This is a genomic window from Arthrobacter sp. K4-10C (genome assembly GCF_059090085.1).
This window is the reverse complement of sequence record NZ_JBNHFI010000006.1, coordinates 298,133-315,039: the sequence shown is the minus strand read 5'-3', so window position 1 is coordinate 315,039 and position 16,907 is coordinate 298,133. Positions and strand designations below refer to the sequence as shown.

The 16,907-nt window shown below is 66.1% G+C and carries 13 protein-coding genes; 7 read left to right on the top strand and 6 right to left on the bottom strand.

Annotated features, from left to right (window positions below):
* Positions 1–88: 88 nt before the first annotated feature.
* From AC5RUU_RS10820 to AC5RUU_RS10810, 3 genes are all read right to left on the bottom strand, one after another.
* Complete coding sequence (locus AC5RUU_RS10820; RefSeq protein WP_493975200.1) at positions 89–2,434, bottom strand: glycoside hydrolase family 65 protein; 2,346 nt, start codon at positions 2,432–2,434, stop codon at positions 89–91.
* Between the two features lie 121 nt (positions 2,435–2,555).
* Complete coding sequence (locus AC5RUU_RS10815; protein ID WP_493975199.1) at positions 2,556–3,293, bottom strand: HAD family hydrolase; 738 nt, start codon at positions 3,291–3,293, stop codon at positions 2,556–2,558.
* A 425-nt stretch (positions 3,294–3,718) separates the two neighbouring features.
* Positions 3,719–4,336 carry an alpha/beta hydrolase gene (locus AC5RUU_RS10810; protein ID WP_493975198.1) on the bottom strand — a complete coding sequence of 206 codons (618 nt, stop codon included), beginning with the start codon at positions 4,334–4,336 and terminating at the stop codon, positions 3,719–3,721.
* Positions 4,337–4,565: 229 nt separating this feature from the next.
* Between AC5RUU_RS10810 and AC5RUU_RS10805 the strand changes: the two genes are divergently transcribed.
* The 5 genes from AC5RUU_RS10805 to AC5RUU_RS10785 all read left to right on the top strand — a co-directional run bounded on the left by AC5RUU_RS10805 (position 4,566) and on the right by AC5RUU_RS10785 (position 9,329).
* Positions 4,566–4,823: a DUF6458 family protein gene (locus AC5RUU_RS10805; RefSeq protein ID WP_493975197.1), complete on the top strand. Its 258-nt coding sequence runs from the start codon at positions 4,566–4,568 to the stop codon at positions 4,821–4,823.
* A 312-nt stretch (positions 4,824–5,135) separates the two neighbouring features.
* Complete coding sequence (locus AC5RUU_RS10800; RefSeq protein ID WP_493975196.1) at positions 5,136–5,942, top strand: DeoR/GlpR family DNA-binding transcription regulator; 807 nt, start codon at positions 5,136–5,138, stop codon at positions 5,940–5,942.
* Positions 5,939–6,919, top strand: coding sequence for a 1-phosphofructokinase family hexose kinase (locus tag AC5RUU_RS10795; protein ID WP_493975195.1), 981 nt, complete (start codon positions 5,939–5,941; stop codon positions 6,917–6,919). The genes AC5RUU_RS10800 and AC5RUU_RS10795 overlap by 4 nt, the downstream gene beginning before the upstream one ends.
* A 2-nt stretch (positions 6,920–6,921) precedes the next feature.
* Positions 6,922–8,997: a PTS fructose transporter subunit IIABC gene (locus AC5RUU_RS10790; protein ID WP_493975194.1), complete on the top strand. Its 2,076-nt coding sequence runs from the start codon at positions 6,922–6,924 to the stop codon at positions 8,995–8,997.
* A gap of 53 nt (positions 8,998–9,050) precedes the next feature.
* On the top strand, positions 9,051–9,329 hold the full coding sequence (locus AC5RUU_RS10785; protein WP_493975193.1) for an HPr family phosphocarrier protein: 279 nt from the start codon (positions 9,051–9,053) through the stop codon (positions 9,327–9,329).
* Positions 9,330–9,500: 171 nt separating this feature from the next.
* Here AC5RUU_RS10785 and AC5RUU_RS10780 read toward each other — a convergent pair whose 3' ends face one another.
* Both AC5RUU_RS10780 and ku read right to left on the bottom strand, forming a co-directional pair.
* Positions 9,501–10,346: a class I SAM-dependent methyltransferase gene (locus AC5RUU_RS10780; protein ID WP_493975192.1), complete on the bottom strand. Its 846-nt coding sequence runs from the start codon at positions 10,344–10,346 to the stop codon at positions 9,501–9,503.
* 118 nt (positions 10,347–10,464) lie between these two features.
* Positions 10,465–11,616, bottom strand: coding sequence for a non-homologous end joining protein Ku (ku, locus tag AC5RUU_RS10775; protein WP_493975191.1), 1,152 nt, complete (start codon positions 11,614–11,616; stop codon positions 10,465–10,467).
* A 40-nt stretch (positions 11,617–11,656) separates the two neighbouring features.
* On the opposite strand from ku, the gene AC5RUU_RS10770 reads away from it, so the two are divergent.
* A complete protein-coding gene (locus tag AC5RUU_RS10770; protein WP_493975190.1) occupies positions 11,657–14,194 on the top strand; it encodes an ATP-dependent DNA ligase in 2,538 nt (845 codons plus the stop codon).
* A gap of 120 nt (positions 14,195–14,314) precedes the next feature.
* On the opposite strand, the gene AC5RUU_RS10765 is transcribed toward AC5RUU_RS10770, so the two are convergent.
* Positions 14,315–14,569 carry a hypothetical protein gene (locus AC5RUU_RS10765; protein ID WP_493975189.1) on the bottom strand — a complete coding sequence of 85 codons (255 nt, stop codon included), beginning with the start codon at positions 14,567–14,569 and terminating at the stop codon, positions 14,315–14,317.
* A gap of 608 nt (positions 14,570–15,177) precedes the next feature.
* Here AC5RUU_RS10765 and AC5RUU_RS10760 point away from each other — a divergent pair.
* Positions 15,178–16,797: an MFS transporter gene (locus AC5RUU_RS10760; RefSeq protein ID WP_493975188.1), complete on the top strand. Its 1,620-nt coding sequence runs from the start codon at positions 15,178–15,180 to the stop codon at positions 16,795–16,797.
* Positions 16,798–16,907: the final 110 nt, after the last annotated feature.

Below are 16,907 nucleotides of genomic sequence, written 5' to 3'. Positions count from 1 at the left end.
CTGCCCGTCGAGTTGAAGCCCGCACACTTGCGGCTCCAACTTTCGGGGTGCACTTCACCAGCCGCCGGCTCCCCGGCGTCGGGCGCCCTTAGCTGTGGCCGCGCACCACCGGAATGCTCGCCGTCGGGAGTCCGCTCGGGAAGACGGTGGGTTCCGGCTCGGTGACGGGCTCCAGCGCCACGCGGACGGGGTCGGCGACGACGGTCTGGAGCTGCCCGCGGACGTTGACCTGCAGCGGTTCGCCTTCCTGGACCGTGAGCGTGATGGAGCCCGCATCGAGCTGAACCAGCAACAGCCGGCCCCGGATCTTGAGGTGGAAGGTCAGCCCGTCCCACTCGGCCGGCAGCCGCGGATCGAAGTACGGCGCCGGGCCCTGGTCGCGAAGGCCGGCAAAGCCGCACACCAGCGAGCTCCACACGCCGCCCGTGGAGGCGATGTGGACGCCGTCAATGGTGTTGCCGTGGGTGTCGTCCAGGTCAATGAACACGGCATTGGTAAAGTGCTCCAGAGCCTCCCTGGAGTAGCCAACCTCGGCTGCCATGATGCCCTGCACGCAAGCGGACAGGGTGGAATCACCGGTGGTAATCGGATCGTAGAAATCGAACGCGCGCTGCTTTTCCTCAGCGCTGAAGTCCTGCCACTGGAGGAACATGGCCAGGACGGTGTCCGCCTGCTTGAGGACCTGGTGGCGGTAGATCACCAGCGGGTGGAAGTGCAGCAGCAGGGGGTACTTTGATCGGGGCGTGGTCCAGTCCCAGGCTTCAAGGGTCATGAAGTCGTTGTCCTGGGAGTGCACCTGCATCCGGTCGTCGAATGGCAGCTGCATCAGGTTGGCGGCTGCTTCCCAGAGCTGGCGCTCCTCCTGGGTGATGCCGGCATGCTCCAGGGCGGCAGCGGCCCGAAGGTTAAAGCGGGCCATGACGTTGGTGTAAAGGTTGTCGTTAACCACCGCGGTGTACTCGTCCGGGCCGGTGACGCCGTGGATGTGGAAGAGACCGTCCTTGCCGAAGAAGCCCAGCGAGATCCACATACGGGCGGTTTCAATCAGCAGTTCAGCGCCCATGCCGTCGCGGAACGACGTGTCCCCGGTGGCCCACAGGTAGCGGTTGGTGGCAAAGGCGATGGCGGCGGCGATGTGGAACTGCGCGGTGCCCGCGGCGTAGTAGGCGCTGGCCTCCAGCCCGTTAATGGTGCGCCAGGGGAAAAGCGCCCCGTCGACGCTGAGTTCCTTGGCCCGGATCTTTGCCTCGGGAAGCATGCCGTGCCGGAATTCCAGGACCTGCCGGGCGCCTACCGGGTTGGTGTACGTCAGGTAGGGCAGGAGGTAGACCTCCTGGTCCCAGAAGTAGTGTCCCTCGTAACCGGAACCGGTCACGCCCTTTGCCGGAATGCCGGCCACGCCGGCCCGTGCGGTTGCCTGGGCCAGCTGGAAAAGGTTCCAGCGGATGGCCTGCTGCAGCTCCGGGTTACCGCCGTCAACCACAATGTCCGAGGTATCCCAGTAGTCCCGGTAGTGGGCTTCGCTTTCGGCGAAGATGTCCTGGACCGGCCGCAGCCCCGCTTCTGCCACCTCTGCCGGGTCGGCAGCGGGGTCCTGGACCGACGCACCCGCAGCGTAGCTGACGCTTTTCTCCAGCGTGAACGGCTGGTCCGCGCTTACCGCGAGAACGTACCGTACGGTGCTGTCGTCCTGGTCGACGGAGGTCTCGAAGGGCTGATACCCGGCGGAGGTCCAGTGGTCAACGGCAATTCCCACACGCTGTTTGGATTCCGAAGCCTCCCAGGCCAGCCGGAGCGAGCCGTCGCCGCCGTCGAGCCGCAGCGGCAGCAGCACGCGCCCCGCGTGGCGGCCCGCGCGGCGGGGATCGTGCACGGAGTGGTCCTCCACCGGCTGGTCCTGGCGGTTGATGACCGAGGAGGTGACGTCCAGCGAAACGTCGCGGTCGGTGGCAACCGACAGCGAGATGCCCAGGCTTCCGCGGGAGGCGAATCCCACAGCCCGGCGTTCGGTGGTGGTCACCACGGCTCCGGAGCGGCACTGCCAGGTGATCCGGCACTCGTAGACGCCGGTGTAGAAGTCGACCGACCGCCGGTAGTCCAGCACCTCGGATTCGGCAAGGGTCAGGGCCTCGCCGTCAACCACCACGGTGAAGTTGTTGGCGTCCGGGATGTACAGGATGCGCTGGCCAGTCCTGGCGAAGCCGAACGCATTCTCGGCGTGCTTGATGTCCCAGATCTCGTGCAGCCCGTTGATGAAGCTGCCCGGCAGCTCGGAGTCAGCGGCGGCCCAGTGCGCGCCCCGGATACCCAGGTGGCCGTTGCCGAGGGCGAAAAGCGTCTCCAGGGTTCCGGCGTCGTCCGGCTGATGTCGTGTCTCCACGAGCTGCCAGGGGATGTTCGGGAACCGTCCACGGTCCGAGGTGATGAGTGCCATGGTGTTGGGGTCCTTTTGGCGTCTACTGTGCTGCCGGCTGAGCCGGCAGGTGTTATTCGAGGGGGATGCGATATTTGGATGGCTGCTGCCGGGGGAAGCAACATCCCGTCCGGGAGGATGGCTAGGGAATCAGTTCCTGCAGGTCGTTGACCACCAGCGTTGCCCCGGCGTCGAGGAGTGTTTGCCGCCCGGCACCGCGGTCCACACCGATGACGGAGTAGAACGAACCGGCCTGGCCTGCCTGGACACCGGACACGGCGTCCTCCACCACCACACACTCCGCGCTGGGAAGCCCCAGCAGTTGGGCGGCGTAGTGGTACGTGGCCGGGCTCGGCTTTCCGGGCAGGCCTTCCTTCGCGGCCAGCACGCCGTCCACCACGACGGGGAAGTGGTGGCTGAGTCCGGCAGCTTCCAGGACCGCCGGCGCATTGCGGGAGGAAGAGACGACGGCGACCTTCAGTCCGCGTTCGAGCGCTGCCTGCAGGAAACGCACCGATCCCTCGAACGGTTCTACGCCGCCGCTGACAATGTCGTTGAAAATCCGGTTCTTCCGGTTGCCCAGGCCCTGGACAGTGGAGTTTGCCGGATCGTCGTCGAGGGGCCCTTCCGGGAGCACGATTCCCCGGGAGGCCAAAAAGTCACGGACTCCGTCAAAGCGCGGCTTTCCGTCGATGTGGTCGAAGTAGTCACTTTCCCGGTAGCCATCCACGTCGGGCTGCGAGGCAAGGTAGCCTTCGAACAGTTCCTGCCAGGCCTGCTCGTGCACGGTGGCCGTGGGAGTCAGCACACCGTCCAGGTCGAACAGGATGGCGGAAGCGCCGGTCCAGGCGGCGGTCTCTGTTGCAGGCAATGCAGTCATCGGCAGTATGTCCTTTCAGACGGCGGGCAGCCGCGAAGACGGGATTTTGGGGAGGTGGCTTCGGTGCCCGGGTAACCAGCACGCGCGGCTGCCGGCGAAAGATGCTACGGCGCGCGGGGGCCTGCTGGTTTTAGATACGTCTTCCATCATCTGCCTGTTGCCGTTGAAGGACAACTCGGCGGCCGGGTAAATCGGCGGGACGCCATGCGTCGGGGAGTGCGCACGGACTCGGCCGGCGCCAAATTCTTGCCGCAGCATTCGGTCTGCATTTCCCTGGCCTCCTTATCCGCCCAGCTCGAGGCCGCATTTCCGGCCGAAGATGAGTGTAAGCGCTTACAAATTTGACTGGCAACTGTTTTTTTACAGCTGTGGACAACAGCCCGTATGTGACGAAGTTCGCAGCCCCGGCTGGCGGGGCTTCGCGCTCACCGGAGGACGTAGTGGCGGAGAAAAGCGCTGACGTCCACCATCTCGGCTTTGGACATGGCATGCCCCATGCCGGGGTAGGTCCGGCTGGTCAGGAGGGTGTTTTTCTCGAGCCAGTCGGCTGTGTAGGCAACAGCGTCCTCGTTGATGACCAGGTCCGCCTTGTCGCGTCCCCAGAAGAACGGCGGCTTGGTCTCGAAGGAGTCGGTGAGGGCCAGCAGCTCGTTGTTCAGGACGAAGCCGGACAGTCCGACCACCGCCTCATAGGCCTGCGGGTGCAGCCGCAGGAGTGTGCTCGCCATGGCCATGCCTTGCGAATACCCCAAGAGGCTAACGCTTGTATGTTGCCCACGGACGGAATTGACCCATCCGTGCACTGCGTTGCTGGCCGAGATGACGTCGGCGAAGTCGTTGACCAGGAAGTAGTCCAGCAGGAACCAGCCGTAGTGGTCACCGATGGGCATCGGCGCCCTAAGGGCAGCGAGGGTGAATTCGGCCGGAAGATAGTCGAAGAGCCGGACCATGCGGGACTCGTCCGTGCCGTAGCCGTGCATCATCACCAGCAAAGGAGTGCCTGCGCGCTGGTCCTCGGGCTTGGACCACACAACTGTTTCCATCGGACCAGCCTAGCGACGGCTGCAAGGACCGAGGCAAAGCTCCTGAACCACCCGCTTCCCATTGGCCACAGGGGCGGTCCTGCGGAGCCATGCTCGCGGGTGATTGAATCCGGCAACAACGGGCGGTAGCGTGACGCCTATAGGCAGCATGCTTAGCAGTGGATATGTACGCAATACCGTTCGCCAGGCCTACCAGCGCCGCCAGCCGCGGCCGAACAAGGAGCACGTCATGAGAATCGGTTCATCAATCTTCCTGATCGCCTTGGGCGCCATCCTCGCCTGGGCAGTAGCTCCCGGCCTCATTCCCTTCGTCGACCAGGCGCTGGTGGGCTACATCCTGATGGCCGTCGGCGTCATCGGACTGATCGCCTCGCTCATCCTTGCCTCTCCCGGCCGGAGCCGGCGCATCAGCGAAACCCGCTCCGTTGTGGATCCGAACACGGGTGAGCGCATAACCCGCAACGAAAGCCGGGACGGCGGGATCTAGCCGGCGCCGGACGCGCCGGGACCAAGAACAGCGGGAGAACAAGAAATAGATGACCGGGCACCAGGTGCCCACTTTCCCGGAAAGCCGGGCTGGACCACAGCGGTCCGGCCCGGCTTTCGCTGTCCGGCAGCCACCGGCAGAGGTCCCAGCGCCACGAAATCTGTCGGGCCTCGCACTTTGCTTCATGTGGGTTTCCGTTGACAAACCAACAGAAGCAAAGATAAAGTCAAGTAACCCAACATCATGTGATGCCAGTCACGCCCACCAGCGGCCAGGCATCCCACCATCAGCAACCTACGCAACGGAGGGTATGTGTTCGCCGAGGAGCGCCAGCAGAAGATTGCCGAGCTTGTTGCCGGCAGCGGCCGGGTCAGCGTGACCCACCTGGCCGAGCGCTTCCGCATCACCACCGAAACCATCCGCCGGGACCTTGCCACCCTTGAAAGCGCCGGCACCGTCCGCCGCGTCCACGGCGGTGCCGTGGCGGCTGACCGCTTCAGCACCACCGAGGAAAGCATCAACGAGCGCGCCATCCAGCGGCCCGACCAGAAAATCCGGATCGCCGAAGCCGCCCTCGCCCTTATCCCCCGGAACAAGCCCGCCAGCGTCCTGTTCGACGGGGGCACCACCACGGAAGTCCTAGCGGACCTGCTCTCCCGCCGCGCCGCCGTCGAACCTTCCGATGCAACCGAACCCCGGCCCGAACTCGTCGCCATCACCCATGCCGTGCCCATCGCCAGCAAGCTCTCCAATGTTCCCGGCATTGCCCTGCAGATCCTGGGCGGCCGCGTCCGTGGAATCACGCAGGTTGCAGTGGGCCAGGCGACCGTCGACGCCGCGGCCAGAATCCGTCCCGACATTGCCTTCGTGGGAACCAACGGTATCCACGCTGGCTTCGGCCTCAGTACGCCCGATCCTGAAGAAGCCGCCGTCAAGGCAGCCTTCGTCCATTCGGCACGCCGCATTGTGGTGCTGGCCGATTCCTCCAAGCTGGACACGGAAACCCTGGTCCAGTTCGCCTCACTGAAAGATCTGGACACCTTGATAACAGACAGCGAACCCGGACCTGAACTCTCAGCCGCGCTGGAAGAAGCCGGCGTGGACGTGGTGATCGCATGATCGTCACCTTCACCGCCAACCCGAGCCTGGACCGTACTGTCGCCCTGCCCGGGCCCCTGGAACGTGGCGAAGTGCAGCGCGCCGTCTCCGTCAGCCAGGAACCCGGCGGCAAGGGCGTCAACGTCTCCCGCGCCCTGGTGGCTTCCGGCCTGGACTCCGTGGCCGTGCTTCCGGGGGCGGATAGTGATCCCGTCCTGGCCGGCCTGCGCGACATCGCGGTCCCGTTCGTCTCGCTGCCCATCTCCGAGCCGCTGCGCACCAACGTTGCCCTCACCGAACCTGGCGGCGTGACCACCAAGATCAACGAACCGGGACCCGCGCTGGATGAGAACCAGCAGGAAGCCCTCATCAAGCTGCTGCTGGAGAGTTCCCGCGGCGCCAGCTGGGTGGTCCTGGCCGGCTCGCTGCCGCCAGGGTTCCCGGCAGACTTCTACGCCACGGCGTCCCAGCGCCTGCGTTTGTCCGCCGACGGCGCCGCCCCCCGGATCGCCGTCGACTCGTCCGGCCAGCCGCTCGCCGCATCCCTCACCGGGGGCGCCGACGGCATGCCGGACCTCCTCAAGCCCAACGCCGAAGAACTGGCAGAGCTGGCCGCCGCGGCCGGCTTTCCCCCGGTCACCGCGGACGAACTGGAAGCGGACCCGGCGGCCGCAGCGGCAGCGGCTGCCGCCGTCGTTCGTACGGGTGTGGGTGCTGTGCTGGCAACTCTCGGATCCAAGGGAGCTGTCCTGGTAACGGCCGACGGCGCGTGGCTGGCCACGCATCCGCCGGTCGCCGCGGTCAGTACGGTGGGCGCGGGCGACTCCGCGCTGGCCGGGTATCTGCTCGCCCACGGCCAGGGCGCCGCCCCGGCCGATTGCCTCCGTCAGGCCGTGGCCCACGGTGCCGCCGCCGCCTCCCTGCCGGGTTCCACCGTCCCGGCAGTCCACCAAACAACCCCGGACGCCGTAACCATCACGGCCCTTCGAAAGGATTGACAGTGACCCAGCTCATCACCACGGAACTGGTCGAGCTCGACCAGAACCTGGGCAACGCGCCCGAAGCGGTGATCCAGCACCTGGCAAGCAAGGTAGCTGCCGCCGGACGCGCAACCGAGGTTGAAGGCCTCTTCGCCGATGCCTACGCCCGGGAGCAGAAGACTGCAACCGGCATCCCCGGCGGCATCGCCATTCCGCACTGCCGTTCAGCGGCAGTCACGGAGCCCACCCTGGCGATGGCCCGGCTCAACCCGAAGGTGGACTTCGGCGCGAAGGACGGCCCGGCTGACCTGATCTTCTTCATCGCAGCGCCGGACGGAGCAGACCAGGCACACCTGAAGCTGCTCTCCAAGCTGGCCCGCTCCCTCATCAAGAAGGACTTCACCGCAGCCCTGCGCAACGCTTCCTCACGTGAGGAAATCGTGGACCTGGTGGACGGTGCCCTCGCTGACAAGCCCGCCGCCCACGCTGCCGCAGCCCCGGCAGATGGAACTCCGGGAACCCTGAACACTTCCGGGCAGTCCGGCGCTTCCGCAGTGTCAGGTACGGGCGCAGGTACAGCGGCGGGTTCCTCCGGCCCTAAGCGCCTCGTGGCTGTCACCGCGTGCCCCACCGGCATCGCCCACACCTACATGGCGGCAGACTCCCTGGTCGCCGCCGCACAGGAAGCCGGCGTGGACCTGCAGGTGGAAACGCAGGGTTCCTCCGGCGCCAAGCCGCTGGACCCGGCAGTCATCGCTGCCGCCGACGCCGTGATCTTCGCTGTGGACGTCGATGTGCGCGGCAAGGAGCGTTTTGCCGGCAAGCCGGTCATCAACGCCCCCGTCAAACGCGGTATCGATGAGCCCGCCAAAATGGTGCAGGAAGCACTCGCCGCGGCTGACAACCCGAACGCACGCCGCGTTCCGCATTTCGGCGCTGAGGAGCAGGCTGAAAACGCGGATAGGGAAAAGGGCGAGCATATCGGCCAGAAGCTGAAGAGGGCCCTGCTCACCGGTGTCAGCTACATGATTCCATTCGTTGCCGGCGGCGGCCTGTTGATTGCCCTCGGCTTCCTGCTCGCAGGATTCGACATTGCACTGGGCACGAAAGCCGACGACATTTTGGCGGCCAACACCCTCTTCAACCTTCCCGAGGGCAACCTGGCGCTTTACCTGGGCACCGTGCTGTTCAAGATCGGCGCCCTGTCCATGGGCTTCCTGGTACCCGCACTGGCAGGCTACATTGCCTACGCCATCGCGGACCGACCCGGCATCGCCCCCGGCTTCGTCGCCGGAGCCGTTGCCGGATTCATGGGTGCAGGCTTCCTCGGCGGCATCGTGGGTGGTTTGCTGGCCGGATACATCGCCCACGTGATTGGGACCTGGGCCGTCCCGCGCTGGTTGCGCGGCCTGATGCCCGTCGTCATCATTCCGCTGCTTGCCTCCATCGTCGCTTCCGGTGCCATGTTCCTGTTCCTGGGCGGCCCGATCGCAGGTATCACCGCAGGCCTGAACGGCTGGCTGTCCGGCATGACCGGCGCCTCTGCTGTTGTCCTGGGAATCATCCTGGGCCTCATGATGTGCTTCGACCTCGGCGGCCCGGTCAACAAGGTGGCTTACGCATTCGCTGTCGCAGGCCTGAGCGCGGGCAGCGCAACCAACCAGGCGCCGTGGCAGATCATGGCCACCGTCATGGCCGCGGGCATGGTCCCGCCGCTCGCGATGGCCCTGGCCACCGTCCTGGACAAGAAGCTCTTCTCCCTTGCCGAACGCGAAAACGGCAAGGCCGCGTGGCTGCTTGGCGCGTCCTTCATCTCCGAAGGCGCCATCCCGTTCGCCGCGGCCGACCCGCTGCGCGTCATCCCCGCCAGCATGGTAGGCGGCGCACTGACCGGCGCGCTGTGCATGGCCTTCAACGTCACGTCACAGGCACCCCACGGCGGCATCTTCGTGTTCTTCGCTATCGGCAACCTGCTGATGTTCGTTCTGTCCATCATCGCCGGAACCATCGTCAGCGCGCTGGCAGTGGTGGCGCTGAAGCGCTGGGCAGCCAAGAAGACGGTTGATACGGTGGAGACCGTTCCCGCAACGGTCTGACCCGCCTTACCCCACTAGCTATCCGGAACCGCCGGAAGACATAAGGAGCAACAATGCCAGAACGCACCGCAACCGTCGCCAGCCGCGTGGGCCTGCACGCCCGCCCCGCCGCCATCTTTGCCGAGGCAGCAGGCGAGTTCGACCTGGACATCACCATCGCCCGCGAGGGTGAGCCCGCCGACGAGGCCATGGACGCTGCCAGCATCCTTTCCCTCATGAGCCTGGGCGCCTCGCATGGTGACGTGGTGGTCCTCCGCGCCGAGGGCGACGGTGCCGACGATGCGCTGGAACGCCTGGTCCAGATCCTGGAAACAGATCACGACGCCGAGTAGCAGCAACGCTGCCTACCGGAAGCGCCGCTTTACCCGGCACAGTTCCGGCCTACAGGCACAGTGCCGGCAGCCGTCGTCGGGCCTTCCCTCCCCGGGATGCGCCCGACGGCGGCTGCCGGGCTTTAAGGCGCGTCGATGGCAACGGACGAGCCTGCCAGATGGCCCCGGCCCTCACTTCACCTTTTTGGCCGTGAACAGGAGGTACTCCCATTCCATCTGGAATGGCGTGTCACCGTGGGCGTCGCCGAAGGAATCAGCCAGTTCCGTGAGCGCCGTGTCCAGGGCCTTTACCTTGTCAGGGTCGTCGCCGATGAACTTGTAGACCGAGATCGTGGGGCCGTAGTGGGACTTGAAGTAGCGCACAAAGTCGGCGGGCTGGTGGAAGCTCCGCACCGCAAGTGTCTGCTTGCGCGCCTTGGCGTCAGTGATGCTGTCCCCCAGCAGTTCCCGGACGTGGTCCTCGCTCCCCCATAGCGGGGCAGGTTGCGCACCGGGCGGTGGCGGCGGCGCGAAGGGCTTCATAGTGGCAAACATCCGGCCGATAAACCCTTCCGGTGTCCAGCTCAGCAGCCCGATGGTTCCGCCCGGTTTGCACACGCGGACCAGTTCGCCGGCGGCCGTCTGGTGGTGCGGTGCGAACATCGCACCCAGGCAGGACATCACCACATCGAACTCGCCCTCGCCGAACGGCAGTGCCTCAGCATCGGCCTCCTGCCAGTCGAGGCTGACTCCGCGGTTCGCTGCCTCCCGTCGTCCCGCCTCGAAAAGCTCCGGAGTGAGGTCGCTGGCCACCACCCTGGCGCCCATCATCGCGGCAGGAATGGCCGCGTTCCCGGAACCGGCTGCAACATCCAGCACACGGTGGCGGGAGGTGACCCCACAGGCTTCCACCAGGATGGCGCCCAGCTCCAGCAGGATTTCGTCCGCAAGGGCCGGATAATCCCCGGACGCCCACATGGCCCGGTGCTTCTGCTTCAGCGCCCGGTCCGCCTCCACCGTGTCCGCATGGTCGTTCATGTCCGCGCCCCTCTACCGTGTCTGTTCGGGATGAGTGACAGCACGCTGCTTGCACAGCGGAGGCTGTGATGCGACCCATTGTGGACGTGCCGGAACGGGCTGTAAAGGGCGTGCGGGATTATGCGGGCTTGCGGGCCCTGGTGGAGGCCGGCTTCGCAGCCGTGCCCTTGCCCTCCGCCGTCTTGCTGGCTGTGCCCTTTGTCCCCGCGGTCTTTGCGGCGGTGGTCTTCGAGGCCGTGGTCTTCGAGGCTGTGGACTTGGTGCCTGTCGCCTTCGTGCCCGCCGATTTAGAAGCCGTGGACTTCGTGGCGGATTTTGCCGTGGTGGACTTGGCAGCAGTCGAGTTGGCAGCAGTCCCTGCCGGCTTGGCCCCTCCCGATGACGCCGAGGTCCGCCCTGACGCCCTGCGGGCCGGCTTGGCCGGTTCTTCGCTGTCAGCCTCTTCCTCGTCCGAGTCGTCGGCGGAGGCAGCGGCCTGCGACCCGCCGCGCTTCTTGTCCAGGCTCCGCTTCAGCGCCTCCATGAGGTCGATGACTTCGCCCTTGCCGCCTTCGCCTGCCTCCACGCCGAACGTCTCTTCCGTGTCCAGGGACTCGCCCTGCTCCAGCTTGGCTTCGATGAGTGTGCGCAACTGGACCTGGTAATCGTCCGTGAAGGCCTCGGGGTCGAAGTCGGCCGCCATGGATTCCACCAGCGCGGCGGACATCTCCCGCTCCTGCGGGGAAATCTTGATGGAGGCGTCCAGCGCGGGGAAGTTGGCCTCCCGCACCTCGTCCGGCCACAGCAGGGACTGCAGCACCAGGACGTCGTCCTTGATGCGCAGGGCACCAAGCCGCGTTTTCTCCCGGAGCGCAAACTGCACAATAGCCACCCGGTCCGTGTCCTCCAGTGCCCGCCGCAGCAGCACATACGCCTTGGGCGACTTGGAGTCCGGCTCCAGGTAGTAGCTCTTCTCGAACATCATGGGTTCAAGCTGTTCGGACGGGACGAACTGCACCACGTCGATCTCGTGGCTGTTTTCCGCCGGGATGGACTTGAGCTCATCCTTGGAGAGGATCACCGTCCGGCCATCTTCCTCGTAGGCCTTCTCAATGTCCGAGTAGTCGATGACCTCGCTGCACACCTCGCACCGGCGCTGGTAGCGGATCCGGCCACCGTCAGCGTTGTGAACCTGGTGCAGACTGATGTCATGATCCTCTGTGGCGCTGTAGACCTTGACGGGCACGTTGACCAGCCCGAACGCGATGGCACCCTTCCAGATGGCTCTCATTCATACAGTCAACATCAGTCCGGGCCGGAGGTGAAGCCCCATGGCCGGCAGTAGGGAGCGTGTCCGGGTTGCGGGGCGCGAACTGACGCTCACAAACCTGGACAAAATCATCTATCCGCAGACCGGCACCACCAAGGCGGACGTGCTGGCCTACTACGCTGCGGTGGCGCACGTCCTGGTCCCGGCAGCCGCCAGCCGGCCAGCCACCCGCAAGCGCTGGGTCAACGGCGTGGGCACGGATGAGAAGCCCGGGGAGGTGTTTTTCCAGAAGAACCTGGACGACTCCGCTCCCGGCTGGCTGCCACGGGCCGCGATCACCCACAAGGACCGGACCATCTACTACCCCCTGGTCAATGATGCCGCCACGCTGACCTGGTTCGGCCAGATCAATTCGCTGGAAGTCCATGTGCCGCAGTGGCGCGTCGATGCCCACGGCAACCAGCTGAACCCGGACCGGCTGGTCCTGGACCTTGACCCGGGTGAGGGCGCCGGCCTGCCCGAATGCCGGGAGGTTGCCCTCCTGGCCCGTGCCATCCTGCAGGACGTTGGGCTCGACCCGGTCCCGGTGACCAGCGGCAGCAAGGGCATCCACCTGTACGCAGCACTGGACGGGACGCAGAGCTCGGACCAGATCTCCGCGTTCGCCCGCGAACTGGCCCGCGCCCTCGAGGCCGACCATCCGGACCTTGCCGTCAGCGATATGAAGAAAACGCTCCGCAAGGGCAAGGTGCTGGTGGACTGGAGCCAGAACAACGCCGCCAAAACCACCATCGTGCCTTACTCACTGCGGGGGCGGCCGACGCCGATGGTGGCGGCCCCGCGGACGTGGCGCGAGATCAGCTCTCCGCGCCTCAAGCACCTGGACTACCACGAGGTCCTGCGCCGGGTACAGGACGGAAAGGACCCTTTCGCCGCCGTCGTCAGTGCGTCCGGACACCTGCCGCAGGCCAGTTCAACACACGCCGGGGCACCTCAGGGCGGACCTGCACACGGCCCGGACGGGCACGACGCAAATCCCCGCCTTGCGAAGTACCGTGCAATGCGCGATCCGCAAGCCACACCCGAACCCTTCAGCGGTGCGGCCGGAAGCGGGGACGCGTTTGTCATCCAGGAGCACCACGCAAGCCGGCTCCACTTCGATCTCCGCCTGGAGCACGAGGGCGTCCTGGTGTCCTGGGCGCTGCCCAAAGGTGTCCCGGAGTCCGGCGGCAAGAACCATCTGGCCGTCCAGACCGAGGACCACCCGATGGACTACCTCACCTTCGAGGGGGTCATCCCCAAAGGGGAGTACGGGGCGGGCGAGATGACCATCTGGGACACCGGCACCTATGAGCTGCACAAGTGGATCAACGGCCGGGAGGTCATCGTCACCCTTAACGGTTCCGAGGGCGGCGGACTGGGCGGGAGCAGGAAATACGCGCTGATCCACACCGGCCGGGGGCAGGGCAAGGATTCCGAGGGGCAGTGGCTCATCCACCTCATGGACAAGGAGCACCGGGGCGGACGACGGCGGCAAGCGGCACCCCCGGCCGAGCCCGAGGACAGTGCCGGGGAACCAGCCGAACAAACCGCGCCGCCCCAGGGCGGTACCGCAAACAGTGAGGCCGATTCAGCCGTCTCCCCCGGCGACTTCGGCCCGATGATGGCTACCGCCGGTGACGCCGCGGACCTCCAAGGCAGCGACTGGCAGTTCGAGCTTAAGTGGGACGGGGTGCGGGCCATCCTCGTGGCCGATGAGCAACAGATCCGCATTTTCAGCCGCAACGGCAACGACGTCTCGCGGACCTATCCGGAACTGACGGAGCGCTCCTGCTGGCCGGCGAAGCCGTTCGTGGCCGACGGCGAGATTGTCGCCGTTGCCGCGGACGGCAGGCCAGACTTCGGGCTGCTCCAGGGCCGCATGAAACTCACCCGGCCGGCCGATGTCGCAAGGGCCCGCAAGGCCATACCGGTCCGGCTGGTCCTCTTCGATCTGTTGTTCGACGGCGGAACGGACCTCCGCCGGCTTCCGCTCAGCAAGCGGCGCGAGCGGCTGGAGCACTTCTACCGCCCTTCCAACTGTCCCGTGGACCTGTCGCTGGTGCTTGATGACCAAGTTGGGGACATCCTGGAGAGCGCGCGCGAGCTGGGTCTGGAGGGCGTCATGGCCAAGCGGACGGACAGCCGCTATGTGAGCGGGCAGCGGACCCGCACCTGGATCAAGCTCAAGATCGAACAGACCCAGGAAGTGGTGGTAGGCGGCTGGCGGCCTGGCAAGGGTGGCCGCCAGGACACGGTGGGCTCACTCCTGGTAGGCATCCCGGACGGCGACAAGCTGCAGTACGTGGGCCGGGTTGGCAGCGGGTTCAGCATGCGGGAACTTGGCGAACTGCGGCAGACTGTGGAACGGCTCGCCAGGAAAACGTCCCCCTTCCACGACGTCCCCCGTCCGGATTCGGCAGATGCGCACTGGGTGGCGCCGCAGCTGGTGGGCGAGGTTACCTACAGCGAGTGGACGGGCCCGGGACGGCTGCGGCATCCGCGATGGCGCGGCTGGCGGCTGGACAAGGATCCGTCCGAGGTGGTGCGCGAGGCCTGACGCGCATGATCCCCGGCGATGCGCAAATTACCTGGCGACCACCGAATAATGGGGTCGCCAGGTAATTTGCGTGTCGCTTGATATTTTCGGGTTCGCCAGCCAGACGGCGGCGTGGCCAGTCTAGGACGAATGCGGCATTTGCGGCCTGCTGGTGCGGTGCACGGCCGTCACTGCAGCTTCGTGGCCCATCCGGCCTTGTCCGGAACCGCGTTCCTTCGGGTGCCGCCGCTTCCCGTTGCCGTCCGGCCACAGGTTCTGCTTGGGCACGCCGGCCGCACCGGCTATTGCCGGCCCAGGCAGGTCCGGAGTGTTCATTGCCGCCGCAAGATGGTCCGCCAGCTCGGGCTTGATGTGGGTTTCACGGTTGTCAGCCATGTGATCTTCCTTTCCGCAGATGAAGTGTTGCCCCTGGCGGCATGGAGGCCCCGGGGTACCGCTGGACGTGCCAGCGGATGGAGTTGCGCAGCCGGCCTGCCGATTGGGACGTTGCACGGCTCGGGTGCGCAGGTATGAAAGGAACGACGGGGTGCCGGCCGGAGGCCGCCACACGTGCCCGCCTGCTCAAGAAGAAGGTGTTTCCATTGCTCAACCATAGGCACCGCGCAGGCGCCTGTGAACCCCCCGGCTGCAGGAACGCCGGAAGGCCGACGGCGACGCACCGGCGGGAGGGAAAAAGACCTATCACCACGCAACCGGCTGCGTGGGGCGTGTCACATTCAGATGCGGATCCCGGTGCAGAGGGGCGCAATAGAGGCTTGACCGGCAAAAGATTTGGTAACGATGGCCACACCGCGCCTATCCCGTGTCATGACGCGGGATACGCGGCAAACGACACCATAAAAGATCCGCTGGAACGGCCCCAAAAGGGTGGATCCTACGGCACTCCGGGGCCGGGCGCCACAGAATTCCCGTAAAATTGATTGCCTGCCCGGAGCGGGGCAGCTACAAGTCGCAAGCAAATGACCTCCACAGGAGTTGCCCAAATGCCCACAGACCGAAGCATGACCGACTCTTCAGCAGGCGCCAGGAACGCCAGCCGAACAGAACCGGCAGCCCCCAGGGCCGCCAAGAAACCACTGCGGCTGCCACGCCGCCGGCTCAAGGAATCCGACGTCAACGTGGTGAACCAGCCGATGCTCAAGAAGGCACTCGGCGGAACCATCGTGGGCAACACCATGGAGTGGTACGACGTAGGCGTCTTCGGCTACCTCATCACCACCATGGGTCCGGTCTTCCTGCCGGAATCCGACCCCACCACGCAGACCCTGTTCCTGCTCGGAACCTTTGCGGCCACCTTCATCGCCCGTCCCCTGGGCGGCGTGATCTTCGGCTGGATGGGCGACAAGATGGGCCGGCAGAAAATCCTCGCCGCCACCCTCATGCTGATGGCCGCGAGCACGTTCGCCATCGGTCTCCTGCCCGGCTACGCCCAGATCGGGCTGTGGGCCGCCGGCCTGCTGGTCCTGCTGAAAATCATCCAGGGCTTCTCCACCGGCGGCGAGTACGCCGGCGCCACCACCTTCGTCAGTGAATACGCCCCGGACAAGCGCCGCGGGTTCTTCGCCAGCTTCCTGGACATGGGCAGCTACCTCGGCTTCGCCCTCGGTGCCGCCCTGGTGTCGGCCCTGCAGCTTGGGCTGGGACAGGACGCCATGGAGGAATGGGGCTGGCGGATCCCGTTCCTGGTAGCCGGCCCGCTGGGCCTGATCGCCATTTACTTCCGCAGCAAGATCGAGGAGTCCCCGCAGTTCCAGGCCACCCTGGATGCCCAGGAGGACATCGCCAAGAACGCTGCCGCCTCCGATGAAGCGGCGGCCAAGGGACCAGTCGGAATCGTCAAGGCCTACTGGCGCTCCATCATCGTCGCGATGATCCTGGTGGCCGCGGCCAACACCGCCGGCTACGCCCTCACCTCCTACATGCCCACGTACCTCACCGAGTCCAAGGGTTACGACGAAGTGCACGGCACCCTGCTGACCATCCCGGTCCTGGTGGTCATGAGCCTGTGCATTCCATTGACGGGCAAGCTCTCCGACCGGATCGGCCGCCGCCCGGTGCTGTGGATCGGCGCGCTGAGCACGGTCATCCTGGCCACCCCGGCCTTCATGCTCATCGGCATCGGCGAAGTCTGGTCCACCCTTGCCGGCCTCGCCCTGATCGCCTTCCCGGTGGCGTTCTACGTGGCCAACCTGGCCTCGGCGCTCCCGGCGCAATTCCCCACGTCCAGCCGCTACGGTGCCATGGGTATCGCCTACAACTTTTCGGTGGCCATCTTCGGCGGAACCACTCCGTTCATCGTGGCGGCCCTGATCAGCGCAACGGGCAACGACATGATGCCCGCCTACTACCTGATGGGCACCTCCCTGGTGGGCGCCGTGGCCATCTACTTCCTGAAGGAATCGGCCCAGCGTCCGCTGCCGGGCTCAATGCCCAGCGTGGACACCCAGGCAGAGGCCAGGGAACTGGTGGCAACCCAGGACGAGAACCCGCTGATCGACCTGGACGAACTGCCGTTCGAAACCCAGGACATCCAGGACTCGTTTGCCGCCGGCAGGACTTCCACGGAAGACTCCCCGGCCGAGAAGGTTCCCGCCAAGGTCTAGCCCCGCTTGCAGCCCGCGCTTCCAGGGCCCGTCCGGCGCGCTTCCCCTAAGAAGCGTGCAGGGCGGGCCTTCGCCGTGCCCCGGTTCGCAGTACCCCGGCTCCGGACGGC